Source organism: Aliidiomarina indica (genome assembly GCF_015354615.1).
Taxonomy (GTDB): domain Bacteria; phylum Pseudomonadota; class Gammaproteobacteria; order Enterobacterales; family Alteromonadaceae; genus Aliidiomarina; species Aliidiomarina indica.
In genome coordinates this window covers 372,748-385,998 of the sequence record NZ_JACAVQ010000001.1, presented here as the reverse complement: position 1 = coordinate 385,998, position 13,251 = coordinate 372,748, and the positions used below count along the sequence as shown (strand labels likewise).

Genomic DNA, 13,251 nt, shown 5'->3' with positions numbered 1-13,251 from the left:
ACTACTATGCAAGTCATGCCAGAAAAGCGGAATACGCGTCAGTACATGAGCACAGTACGAAGGGAACCCCAGGAAATGACACCGGAACATTTGGGTCAGCTACTAGCCGAAGTTGCGAAGTCACGCTCGCGTATCGCGTTCGGTGAATTATTTCGCCATTTCGCTCCCCGCTTGCAATCCTTTGCAACGCGTCAGTTTGGTAACGAGCAAACAGCCATGGATCTGGTGCAAGAAACCATGACCAACGTGTGGCATAAAGCGCATTTGTTCAGCCCAGAGAAAGGTTCCCCGACCACGTGGATTTTCACCATCGCGAGAAACATTCGATTCGATATTCTGCGTAAAAACAAACATCGTCAAAATGATGTAAGCGCGGAAGACCTGTGGCCTGTCCTTTCCGAGGAGATGTCTGACAGCGACGAAGAGTTTGCACTCGACAAGAATATTCTATTGCAGGAGATCGGTGAGTACTATCTGCAATTACCAGATGCTCAGCGGGAAGTGGTTGAGCAGATTTATATCGAAGGGAAGTCGCAGCAAGAAGTATCCGACACCTTAGGCATACCGCTAGGCACGGTGAAGTCACGCACACGGCTTGCGTTGCAAAAATTGAGAGAGTTAATTAGTGAGCAAAATTAAATTTCATCCCTCAGAAGAGTTACTCGTGAACTACGTGAGCGGGCAACTAAATGCAGCACTCGCTGTGGTAGTGGGAACGCATCTTGATATGTGTCCCCGTTGCCGCTCTGTTGTTCATGATATTGAAGTACATCTGGCCACACGAGAGCTTCACCAGACATCCCCCATGGCAGAGCCTGAATTGGCGGCCATGCTTGAGTCGATTCTGGCATCGGAGGCGCCGATGGTTGCACCAAAATCGGCCCCAGAAGAGAATATTATTCTCGAGAGCAAATCATTTAAGGTGCCGCCATCGCTTGGTCGTCATGCGTCTCGTATGGGCCCATGGAGCAAGATGCCGGGTGGCCTTTGGCGAGCGCCATTGGAATTGAATGCCGACGAGCGTATGCACTTAATTTACATGCAAGAAAATGCATCAGTGCCTGAACATACCCACCGCGGTAGTGAAGCAACCTTGGTGCTAGACGGTGTATTCAGTGATGAGCATGATGAGTACCGCGATGGCGACTTTATTTTCCTTGATGCCACGCAACAACATACACCCCATACCACCGATGAAAGCTGTTTAACCCTTGCTTTCCTTGATGCCCCGCTTCACTTTACGTCGGGTGTAGCACGATTACTTAATCCCTTTAGTAGTCTGTTTTTTCGCTAAACGATACGCCGTAACACGAGCATAAAAAAACACTGGCATTACGCCAGTGTTTTTTTGTTTTACTCACAACCCCTAAAATTACTCTTTGTCTTTAGGTGTTGCATCTTCTACCCGAGCTTTGAATTTCTGTCCCGGCTTAAAGGTGACCACTCTGCGAGCGGAAATTGGTATATCTTCACCTGTTTTCGGGTTACGACCAGGACGTTCGGCTTTGTCTCTCAAATCAAAATTTCCAAAACCAGAGATTTTCACCTGTTGACCGCTTTCAAGTGTTGTGCGAATTTCTTCAAAAAATTGCTCAACAAGCTCTTTCGCGTCGCGGCGATTAATTCCAACTTTCTCAAACAAGTGCTCTGCAATTTCTGCTTTGGTCAGCGCCATATTAACTGTCCCTCAACACCGCATTAAATTCATTTTTCAATTCCTGCACGACCGTATGCATGATGTCGTTCACTTCCTGATCTTCCAACGTACGGTCTACAGCTTGAAGCGTTAAAGCAATCGCCAGACTCTTTTTATTCTCTGGCAGATTAGCCCCCGTATAAACGTCAAATAAGTTTAGGTCAACTAACTGATTTGCGCCAATTTTCCGAATAGATTCAAGGATATTACCCGCAAGTACCTGTTCATCAACCACGATCGCGATGTCGCGGCGAATCGATGGATAACGAGAAACAGGCCCTGCCAAGGGAATCTCACGGGCGCGAATCACGTTAAGAGCCAACTCAAATACAAATGCACGTCCTTTAATACCAAAGGTTTTTTCAAACTGCGGATGGAGCGCGCCAACAAACCCAACCTGCTGCTCGCCACGATATATGGCCGCACTTTGGCCAGGATGAAGCGCGCTATGGGTTTGCACCTCAAAACGGTACTCGCTGTCTACACCTGTGGCGCCTAGCAAGCGCTCAACGTGACCTTTCACGTCATAGAAATCAACCGCCCGGGTTCCATCAGACCAGTGCTCTCCTTGCACACTTCCGGTGATTACGCCAGCAAGCATGGGCTCCTGACGAATTCCATTCTCTGCATCTGAGTCAGGCACAAAACGTAAACCAGATTCAAATAGACGCACATTCGGTTGCTGTCGTTTTTGGTTGTAACCTGCGGCTACAAGCAAGCCCGGCCACAAACCAAGGCGCATCGACGACATATCCACAGATATGGGGTGCGGTAAAGTTAACGCTTCTAAATCTGGATATAATTGCGCTTGGTGTTTTGGATCGACAAAGCTATAGGTAATGGCTTCTTGATACCCTTGCGCCATTAATATGTGCTTAAATACCCGCAACGATACATTTGATTCTTCCGTACGTTGCATACGCAGCGCTGCCTGAGGCGCTTCGGTGGGAATATTATTGTAGCCATACACGCGCGCCACTTCTTCAATTAAATCTTCTTCAATTGCGATATCAAAACGATAGGTCGGAACCACCACATCCCAACCTTCAGCACTTTTAGTCACAGCAAAACCCAACCGGGTAAGCATGTTCTCTACATCCTGCGCTGGCACCGTAATGCCCAATAAACGCGCTAAACGAGACGCACGCAACGTAATGTGTGCAGGCTTTGGTAAATGAGCTGGGGAACAGGCTTCGATAACAGGCCCTGCTTCGCCACCACAAATATCAAGAATCAGCGCGGTCGCTCGCTCCATGGCCGTTGCTTGCAATTCCGGATCGACACCCCGCTCATAGCGATGAGAGGCGTCCGTATGTAAGCCAAAACGACGCGCCTTGCCCATAATGGCATCGGGTGCGAAAAATGCGCTCTCTAAGAAAATATGCTTGGTGGTATCAGTAACACCACTGCCCTCGCCACCAAAAATCCCCGCCATAGCTAATGCTTTTTTCTCATCAGCAATCAGCAAGATGTCATCTTGTAATGTGACGGTTTGGCCATCAAGTAAGGTGATTTCTTCTTTGTCTTTGGCCCAGCGTACATGAACATCGCCATCGATGGCGTTAAGATCAAAGCCGTGCATAGGGTGACCAAGCTCCAACAGCACGTAGTTGGTGACATCAACAACAGCATCAATAGAGCGAATGCCACTACGACGTAACCGTTCCTGTAACCATAAGGGTGACGCAACGGAAACATCAATATTGCGAATCACACGACCTAAATAGCGTGGGCAGCCCTCAGGGGCATCTAAATGAATTGCCCGTTGCTCGTCGCATACAGCGGCAACGGCCTCAATTTTAGGTTCTCGCACGTCGAGCTGGTTTAATACGCCCACCTCTCTGGCAAGCCCCTTCACACCCAGACAGTCTGCTCGGTTCGGCGTTAAGTCAATATCAAGAGCATGATCATTTAATCCCAACCACCGGCGAAAATCTTCACCGACGGGGGCATCTGCAGGTAATTCCATAATACCATCATGATCATCGCTTAATTCGAGTTCCGATGCCGAACAAAGCATGCCATGGGATGGTTCACCCCGCAGTTTGCTTTTCTTAATCTTAAAGTCGCCGGGTAGCACAGCACCAACGGTGGCTACCGCTACTTTAATGCCGGTACGGCAGTTAGCAGCACCGCACACAATATCCAAATGTTCTTCAGCACCAATATCAACCTTAGTGACACGGAGTTTATCGGCATTGGGGTGTTGTTCACAGGCAACAACCTGCCCCACCACTACGCCGTTGAACTCACCTGCAACAGGCTCGACACCATCAACTTCCAATCCGGCCATACTGAGTTGTTCAGCTAAGGCTTCGGTGCTCAGTTCTGGGCTTACCCATTCACGTAACCACTGTTCACTGAATTTCATGTTTCTGTCACCTTACTACTTAGCTAAATTGTTTAAGAAAACGAAGATCGTTTTCAAAGAAAGCACGGAGGTCATTTACCCCATAACGAATCATGGTTAAGCGTTCAACGCCCATTCCAAAGGCAAAGCCAGTGTATTCTTCGGGATCAATACCAACCGCTTTAAGCACATTAGGGTGCACCATGCCGCAGCCTAATACTTCCAACCATTTACCGTCTTTACGGCGTACATCTACTTCGGCAGAAGGCTCAGTAAACGGGAAATAGGAAGGACGAAAACGTATATCAAGATCTTCTTCAAAAAAGTGATGAAGAAAATCGTGCAAAATGCCTTTTAACTCGGTAAAGCTCACATTTTTATCGACCATTAAGCCCTCTACCTGATGAAACATCGGCGTATGGGTTTGGTCATAATCGTTGCGATACACGCGGCCTGGCGAAATAATGCGTAAGGGGGGCTTCTCTACTTCCATGGTACGAATTTGTACGCCTGAGGTTTGCGTGCGTAACATGGTTTGCGGCGTGAAATAGAAGGTGTCGTGATCCGCGCGAGCTGGATGTTGAGCTGGGATATTCAGTGCATCGAAGTTATGGAAATCATCTTCCACTTCAGGGCCTTCTTTCACTGCAAAACCGAGCTGACCAAAATAATCTTCAATACGCTGGATGGTGCGGGTCACCGGATGCACACCGCCGTACTGGCTCAGTCGCCCTGCCAAAGTGACATCAATTCGCTCCGCCTCTAGGCGCGCATTCAGCTCGGCATCCTTCAGCGCATCGCGACGTTCGTTAAGCAACTCTTGCAGCTCGTGCTTGACCTGATTAATCAACTGCCCAGCCTTGGGACGCTCTTCTGGGCTTAATTTACCCAAGCTTTTTAGTTGCTCAGTGAGCCGGCCTTTCTTACCCATAAACTCAACGCGGACATCCTCGATATCTGCAGGAGTTTGGGCGGCATTTGCGGCGGCAGTGCCTGCCTCTAGAATTTCCGCAAGATTTGCTTGTAGATCCATGTAATCCTCAACTACTCATACACCTTTAATGACAGGCGTTCAGCGCTTATTTTCAAAGGCGCAATCATAGCATAAAAATAACATTGGGTAAGGCCCATATATATCGATGAGTGATTGGATTTTAAACAAAAAAAGCCAGCTTCCGGGGAAGCTGGCAATACACTCCTGAGGATACAGGGGTTGGAAACTTAATAGAACGCTTTATGCAAACGGGTCGCTGCGACAGCATAGTCGGCACGGGTAGTACGTTTGCCTGGCTCGAACGTTGCCGTAATGGTTGGTTCTAAGTCGAGCAAGCCTTGCTGGATATGGAAGCGAACTGGCAGCAAGCCTGCTTCAATAGACGCCTGAACATAGCCGCGTAACGCCGCTGGAATTTGACCCGCGTCAGTAACAGGAACCGGCTCGCCATTGAAATAAGCCACAACATCGCCGTCAAAGCCCGCTACTTCGGCGCCCAAACCTAAGGATTGCACCAAGGTATAAGCTAATTCGGCTTTAGTCACCCGTCCATTAGGATTGAACTTGTCACCCTGAGTAAGAATAACGCCAGGCTCAAATTGAGCACGGTCTTTCAGTGCTGCACCTCGGGCCGTAGTTGCCTCAGCTAATAGTGCTGAGAAGCCACTAACATCACTAAAACGGGGCGATAGCGGAAGGAACTGGCGGATACCACCACCCATCACTTGAAAGTCCGCTAGCTCGAGACGACGCAATTCGCGATCTGGATTGAAGTTATTACCCATACTATCAACCAAGCGGTTCTGTACTGCATACTCAATAAATCCTTGGGCTGGATGGCCGTGAATATCATTCAGACCTGAGAATGCACCTGCACGCTCCTGAACAACACGTACGTTGATATCCCCTGGAACACCATAGCCGTTAGTGACGCCTAGCGGATCCAGTGCGACACCGGAGAGGCCCCCGACACCGCGAACTTCAAGTGTCCATTCACCGGCTACGCCTGGCGCAGTCGCGGCAATATTTTGCCCCAACACTGGCAAAGACACACCAGAGCCATAACGATTACCATTTGGATCGGTCAGCACGATGGCAACCGTATTCTCGGCAACGTTGGCGCTTGCAGACACGAGCGTAATGTCATTATCTACGTTAAAGCTATAGCGCTCTGGTTCTCCAACCGGAGAGAAAAATGCAGTAATGGTTTCTTCATTACCCACTTCAATACTTGCCGAAGCATTAAAATCACGGTCTAAGTTGTTCAAACCACTGGGGTCAACCGCTAAACTCGCCGCCATTTTTACCGCTTCATAAGCGTTCACGTAGCCCGCACCGACTTCCCAATCTTCGCGGCCTGGCATGTTGGTGGCGGTATGCTGAAGTATCGCTTTCACTTCACGCCATTCTAAAGACGGGTTCACCTCAAGCATTAGGGCAACGATACCCGCTGCATGTGGTGCTGCCATTGAGGTTCCGCTTTTCGCCGTGTAGTAAGGCAGATGACCAACTTCAATGCGCTCTGCATCTGATGTTGCGCCCAAACCACCTAGGGGATCTGATTGCACACGTGCAGAAATAACGCCAACACCCGGTGCTGTGATGGTCGGACGGTCATCCCAACGGAATGTCTCGCCTTGAATTGTTACATCACCACCGCGATTCCGTTCACCACGGCTTGAGAACGATGCTAGATTACCATCCGCATCCCCCGCAGCTACCGTGATCACCCAAGGCGCTTTTTTAAAGTTACCGGTAATGGTACCTGCGCCTGATCCTGAGTTACCCGCGGAGAACACCACGATAACGCCGCGGTCGGCTAGCTTCTTGGTGGCAATATTGGTTGGGTGATTAGGATCAAAATCAGTACCCGTATCACCGGTCGAACCAAACGAATTGGTTATAACGCGAATATCATAACGAGTTTGATTGGCTAAGGCGTAATCAAAACCACCTAGCGTATCAAGGAGGAACAGTGCTGCACCTGAGCCGTAGCCAATAAGATTGGCGCCAGGAGCAACCCCTTCATATAGGCCGCCTGACATTACCCCATCACCACCTACTGTGGCTGCGACATGAGTTCCATGACCGCCAAGTTGGTCTGTAGTGGTGAGGTTTTCTTGATATGTGATGGGCAGTAATGGCGAAAAGCTATTTAAGTTAATTGCCGCCGCCACGTTCTGAATTGTGCGTGTTGGATATTCTACGTCACGATGCAAGCCATCGATGCCTGAGTCATTTACCACAACACCGACGCCACGGCCTGTTACGGGGAAACCGTTCACCCGCAAGTCACGGTCTGTGCGTACTCGATTGACGCCAGTTAACTCCGTTTCTTCGGCGTTTTCGTAGCTCATTTGCTGGTTTAAGTACACCGAACGGACGTCGGGTAACGCTGTAATGGCATGAATCTGCGGCAGGCTCGCCACAACGCCAGCGATCGGCAATTGCTGGAACGTAGTGCCAGTAACACCCAAGTTTTCCAGTGCAAGCATTTGATCACGTGTTAGCGGTCCATCGCCTTCAAAGCTCACCACAAGTTCCACTGTGCCGGTCAATTGATCCGCATCTAAAATAGATTGGAGTTGTGGACCAATAGTGGTTGCATGAGCGCTCACAGCAAACAGCGTCGCTGCTGCTACTGATGCGAGTTTAAATGATGTTGAGATAGTGCGTTTCATATGTGTGTCCTCTGTAACACGAATTTAACAAGGACACATTTACATGGTTGGCGATGGCTTTATATCAGGGAAATCCCCGAACTTTATCAACGGTTCAGTTAGAGAACCCGGCTAAATATTGTAAATTACTGATATATATTCATTTTCACTGCAATGCGAATCAGTTCAGCCGTACTGGTCACATTGAATTTTTGCAATACCTTGCCCCGATGGTGTTCAGCAGTCTTGGTTGCCATATTTAATAATCGACCAATTTCTTTGGTGGGATGGCCCTGCACAACCAAGTGAAACACTTCACGTTCTCGACGCGTTAGATGGTCCAAACTCGGCACCACACTGCCCTGCTTCAAGGCGTCTTGAAGCACCTCAGGAAACACTCTTTTGCCAGCGTAAACAGCGCAAATCGCTTGGTATAGTTCCTCGCCCGTGGCATCTTTTAATAAATAGCCTGCCGCACCCGAGTGATAAAAAGCTTCCATGTACTCCAGTTCATTATGCATGGTTAACACTAATACTTTCGCTTCTGGGCGCTGCAGCAGGATTTTTTCAATAGCCACTAGCCCATTCATCCGTGGCATCGCGATATCCATAAGAATCACATCAGGTTTATGCCGCAACACGGCATTCGTGAGGGCGGCACCATCCTCGCATTCTGCCAACACCTGAATGTCGTCATACACGTCAAGCATTCTGACAACACCTTGTCGCATCAACGTATGATCATCGGCGATCACTAAGGTAATCGGTGTACTCATAAACGCACCTGCAGCGTAATTTGTGTGCCATTCTCTGGTCGCGTTTGTAACTCAAGGGTGGCATCAAACGCCGCTGCTCGGTCGAACATGCTGCTCAACCCAACCCCTTTCTCCACCGCGTCATACACAAACCCTTTGCCATCATCGATAATGTCCATGCGAAATGCTTGACCATTGCGACAGGCGAATACGCGTACTTCCGACGCTTGTGCATGCTTCAAGGTGTTGGTAAACGCCTCTTGGGCAATACGAAACACCATAATGTTCAAATCAGTAGGCAATTGCTCGGGCACGTCTACATCAATTTCAAAACGAATACCTTCCTGCTCAAACATGGTACGTGCGAGCCACTTAAGCGCTGCATGCAAACCGAGATCATCCAGTACAGTTGGACGCATGAGTCGCGCTAGCGTGCGTATATCCTCCATCGCATTATTGGCGAGTTGATATAAGTTTTCGTCATCTTCAGAATCGTCACGACGAAGTTTTAAACGCCGAGATAAAATTGCCAACGATTGGCCAACGCCATCATGAAGATCGCGCGCGAGTTGATTGCGCTCTAATTCTTGCTGACTCCAAACGCGTTTGGCGAGATCACGAAGCTCCCTCTGCTCTTGCATAAGGAGCGAACGTAATTGTTGTTGAACTTGCCAAAGGGATTCGAGCTTATTGCTCACGCTCACACTCCATTAAAAACCAGCAACGATAACGCTCGGCCTGCTCAGGCGAAAGTACTTCAAACCACGCCTGCTGCATATCAGCTATCTCATCAGGTGATGCTCCTGATAATGTCACAAACAAGTGATTGCGCCAATGTTCGGGATGCCGTGAAATGAGTGACGCCAACAGCTCGGAGCTTTCCATTCCGTCTCTGATAAGCAAATACTGGATGTGTAGTGACTCTTTGTAATAGGACGATCGTACCCGGGCCCGTAACTGTTGCTTTTGCAAGCTATCGAATACATCAGGCACAAACTCCCACAAGGATAAGCGGATTTTCAGCTCTGTGTGCAGCGGTAAATTGACCTGTTCTAGCTCCTGTATAAGCGTCTGAAGGCCTACGGTGCTCTCACGCCCCGCTAGCATGAACTGATAACTCCAGTCTAACCAAGCGAATACAGCCGCTTGCTCTTGAGTAAAGCCATCTTGCTGATCCGTTAACGACACATGATGACGTTGCAAACAGTCCAGATTCGCAAGCCAGAAACACATTTCAAATTGCCATAACGAATTTTCAATCATCGCCCGATAATCTTGAATTGCGCTGGCTTGCTCAATGGCGAGCGCTATATTGTCACGGGCCACGTCAACACGACCGAGTCCAAAGTTACGATGACTAAGAACATAATTCAGAAATGCCTGTTCAATCGGGCGATTATCATCAATATTGGCACCAACGCGGGCAAGAATACGGGTTGCCATTTGGTACTCACCCCGATGCAAATGCAAATTTGCTAACTGCAATTCGGTACGCAACATACCGCTTTGGTGCCCAATGCGTTCAAAAAGGGTGTAGGCCTGACGTAAAAAGATATCCGCTTGACTAAAATCGCCTGACAAAAAGTAGACAAAAGCAACATTACTAATGCTCTCGGCCTGCTCACTGGTGCTTCCGTAGCGCATCCGCAAATCGAGCGCATCACGAAAATAACGCACTGCATCTTCGTACAATCCCTGCTCCTCAGCAACATAACCGCGATCATTCATTACTTGTGCGATTCCGCGGTGGTCATTCATGGTCGCAAAGATATCGGCAGCACGACTTAACTGCATATCTGCTTCCGCGTATTCCTGCATAATCGACAAAACGTTCGCCAGATTACCCAGTGTCACTGCTTGCCCTGCTAAGTCATTGCTGCGCTCTCGCATAACCAATGCTTCTTCAAAATAGCGACGCGAACTGTCAAGGTTACCCAAGCGCAAGTAGGCGACACCAAAGGCATTGAGAATCATCCCCTGGCCGAATAGATCTTCCTGCTGACGAAAGCGAACTAACCCCTGCGCTAATTCGTGATGAATGGCACTTTGGATATCCCCTTGATTGATACGCAAACGCCCAAGTTCAAACCAGCGATAGCCGGAATTAGGATCGATTTCCAACGCCCGTTCCAGTAACTGCTCGGCAAGAGTGATATCGTCGAGTTGCTGTGCAATATGGGCGCGGCGCTCAAGTAAATCGGGCCGTTCCGGGAAACCTCGCAAAAGCTGGTCTAGCGCGATTGCTGCCGACTCAAGATCACCGTCGAGATCCGCTTCTAGCACTCGACCTTGCAGTACCCAATAGCTGATATCCTCCTGTTGAGGTATCGCAAATAACTGCATCAAATAGCGACGAACAGCGGCATCATCTTCGTTAAAGTAAGCCCATTCGGCCAAGGCAAACCAAAACCCGGGCGCCTGCTCAAACTGTGCCTCATATTCGGCAACAAGTGTGTGGATTTCTTGCTCATCATCAGCATGCTGAATGCGCAGCAGAGCTTGCGTCAGTTCCGCCGAAAGATCATCACGAGTTACAGCGTCGAAGCGTCGACCTAACTGTTCCTCCAGATGCCCTCGAACCTGTTGAAATGCTGTCAACGAACCATGCTCAAGGGTAAAGGCGTCCACCCCAAACACTCGGTTTTCAGGAAAATGGCTTACATAAACTTGCAGATACTGCGGTGGTGCATCGCCATCGGATGGTGCTTCAAGAAATACCAAGGTTGACACATTCAACAGATTCGCCAAACGCTGCCGATCGCGCTCTTGCTGGAAGGGATTTAGCCCTAACTGACGCAAAAGGTCATCAACACGTTCCGGAGCAATCACAGAGAACCCAGGTTCTGCGGTAAAACTCAGGGTTAGCATTTGCACAATCCGATCTGTCTCCGCAACGCCCCGAGGTTTCACAAATGCAAGTCGTGTCGGAACAGCGGCATCATCAACAAAGGCTTCTGGCGTTATATCTGATGTATCGCGATAGACATGATAAATAGCGGTAAGGGTGAGCATCATCACAATAAATCCAGCCAACAAAACCGAGGGGCGTATAGGCTGCGATTCAGTTAATTGCTGCAAGGCTGACATTGAAATGCGAACATTTGGGTTCGGGTGCAGCATTTTTTGTACTAATTGCCGCCAGCGCTTGCGCCACAGCAAGGTTCGTAAATCCCGGCCCGGCACGGCGCTCACGATGCGCTCTATCACTTTGCCAAGGGCGTAAATATCGATGGCTTGGGTCGCCCCTTCACCCGCGTCCAATTCCGGTGCGCGATAGCCCTCAGTACCACTGAACGCAGTCGATGCAGAATCGGTCGGTGCACTAATGCCAAAATCGGCAACAATTAACTCTTGTTTCTCATTGATCAACAGATTGGCAGGCTTTATGTCACCGTGAATCAATTGGCCCCGATGACAGGCTCGAATACCTTGGATCAATTGCCGAATCCAGCGATCTGCAAGATGCAGCGTGCATGATTCCTGAAGGCGTTTAGAAAGCGTCGTGCCTTCAATGCAGTCCATGGTGTAAAAAACATAAGCGTCGTCACGATAAAATTCATGAACGCGAATGATGTGTGGATCAGAAATTTGACGCGCAACGAGAAGTTCGTCGCGCAATCGTTGTATTGCGGCTTCAGACAGTTCAGAACGGCGCGCTAATACTTTGATAGCAACTGTTTTGTCAGTCACCTCATCGTGAGCTCGATAAACCTGAGCTTGCCCGCCTTGTCCGAGTGCTTCCCCAATGACAAAACGTTGCGCTAAGCGCGTACCCGCCGTGATCCCTGTGTCGGTAATTACCGTGGTGCGAACGTCATCCTGATTCCCGTCTTGTGGGTTCGAAACATCCACCTTAGCTCCTACCTCTCATGCATAAGGATTATTCTCATTGTACGGACATCGAGGGGGTTTTATAGGTAACCGAAAACAGCCTCCTATGTAATCTTTACACTATAGCGGTAACGACGAATTAGCAAGTTCTTGATCAATCTCGCGTAATCCAAAAACGATACCCAACTGGCGCGCATAGGAGGTGATCACGCGAAGGTCTATTTCTGTGAATGGACGGGATACTTCGGTGCTATCGGCATATAACACTGCATAAATGTGCCGATTAAAGGTGACAGGTACACAAATTAAGGAATTGATCCCTTGCTGCACGACGCTATCAGCAGCGCTAAGAACGCTATCGTCTTGAATGTTGGCTAGAGCCACCGGCTGCTGCGTTTGCACCGCTCGGGAAATGGCCGTACGGCTACCAGCAAAATCATGGCTATTTACCCAGTCTGGGTTCCCACAGGCTTGAGTGAGCTCACCTTGCTCATTAAGTATTAGGAGTGCGGCACGCTCTCGAGGAAATAAGTTTTGTAATATTTCGGTCGCAAAATTAGCAAAGGTTTCCAAATCCATGGGCTGCATTAATTCAGGTGTGCTGTTCTGCACCTGCTTTAATTGCCAGCTCGCGTGGCTTTCGCTCATCACCGCATCGCGATAAGGCACCCACTCTGCCACACAGTTTACCTGCCCCATACGGAAGATCATGGGTTCTGTGTTGAGGTGCCATTGCGCTACGCGTTTTTGATTAACATAACAACCACTGCTGCTATTTAAATCCTGAACTTGCCAAGCACCTTCGCGGTAGTGAAACTTTGCGTGAATTCGCGATACCGCGGGGTGGTTTAACCGAATATCTGCCGCTGAGCCCCGTCCTACGACATAAGGCCGCCCTTCTAGCAGAAGGGCAACCTGACTCGGTTGGTCGGTAAGGTTCATGTGTAAACGCAGCGGCATTTGAA

The 13,251-nt window shown here is 49.1% G+C and carries 10 protein-coding genes; 2 read left to right on the top strand and 8 right to left on the bottom strand.

From position 1 onward, the window contains the following. Positions 1–6 precede the first annotated feature (6 nt). Together HXZ99_RS01725 and HXZ99_RS01720 are read left to right on the top strand one after the other, a co-directional pair. Complete coding sequence (locus HXZ99_RS01725; RefSeq protein WP_194755540.1) at positions 7–639, top strand: sigma-70 family RNA polymerase sigma factor; 633 nt, start codon at positions 7–9, stop codon at positions 637–639. Beyond that, positions 626–1,294 (top strand): ChrR family anti-sigma-E factor, encoded by a 669-nt coding sequence (locus tag HXZ99_RS01720; protein ID WP_331458462.1) that lies wholly within the window; start codon positions 626–628, stop codon positions 1,292–1,294. The genes HXZ99_RS01725 and HXZ99_RS01720 overlap by 14 nt, the downstream gene beginning before the upstream one ends. Before the next feature lie 78 nt (positions 1,295–1,372). Here the strand turns inward: HXZ99_RS01720 and HXZ99_RS01715 are convergent, their stop codons facing one another. The 8 genes from HXZ99_RS01715 to HXZ99_RS01680 all read right to left on the bottom strand — a co-directional run bounded on the left by HXZ99_RS01715 (position 1,373) and on the right by HXZ99_RS01680 (position 13,246). Then, entirely contained in the window at positions 1,373–1,675 is a 303-nt protein-coding gene (locus tag HXZ99_RS01715; protein WP_194755539.1) for an integration host factor subunit alpha, read from the bottom strand. Between the two features lies 1 nt (position 1,676). Continuing rightward, positions 1,677–4,067, bottom strand: a complete 2,391-nt coding sequence (pheT, locus tag HXZ99_RS01710; protein WP_194755538.1) for a phenylalanine--tRNA ligase subunit beta — start codon at positions 4,065–4,067, stop codon at positions 1,677–1,679. 19 nt (positions 4,068–4,086) lie between these two features. After that, complete coding sequence (gene pheS / locus HXZ99_RS01705) at positions 4,087–5,079, bottom strand: phenylalanine--tRNA ligase subunit alpha (RefSeq protein ID WP_194755537.1); 993 nt, start codon at positions 5,077–5,079, stop codon at positions 4,087–4,089. 188 nt (positions 5,080–5,267) lie between these two features. Beyond that, positions 5,268–7,721 carry a S8 family serine peptidase gene (locus tag HXZ99_RS01700; RefSeq protein WP_194755536.1) on the bottom strand — a complete coding sequence of 818 codons (2,454 nt, stop codon included), beginning with the start codon at positions 7,719–7,721 and terminating at the stop codon, positions 5,268–5,270. A gap of 125 nt (positions 7,722–7,846) precedes the next feature. Continuing rightward, entirely contained in the window at positions 7,847–8,476 is a 630-nt protein-coding gene (locus HXZ99_RS01695; RefSeq protein WP_194755535.1) for a response regulator transcription factor, read from the bottom strand. Then, complete coding sequence (locus HXZ99_RS01690) at positions 8,473–9,153, bottom strand: sensor histidine kinase (protein WP_194755534.1); 681 nt, start codon at positions 9,151–9,153, stop codon at positions 8,473–8,475. Before HXZ99_RS01690 ends, HXZ99_RS01695 begins: the two co-directional genes overlap by 4 nt. Then, complete coding sequence (locus HXZ99_RS12340) at positions 9,143–12,307, bottom strand: protein kinase domain-containing protein (protein ID WP_194755533.1); 3,165 nt, start codon at positions 12,305–12,307, stop codon at positions 9,143–9,145. Before HXZ99_RS12340 ends, HXZ99_RS01690 begins: the two co-directional genes overlap by 11 nt. Before the next feature lie 99 nt (positions 12,308–12,406). Then, positions 12,407–13,246 carry an FHA domain-containing protein gene (locus HXZ99_RS01680; RefSeq protein WP_194755532.1) on the bottom strand — a complete coding sequence of 280 codons (840 nt, stop codon included), beginning with the start codon at positions 13,244–13,246 and terminating at the stop codon, positions 12,407–12,409. Between the last annotated feature and the right edge of the window lie 5 nt (positions 13,247–13,251).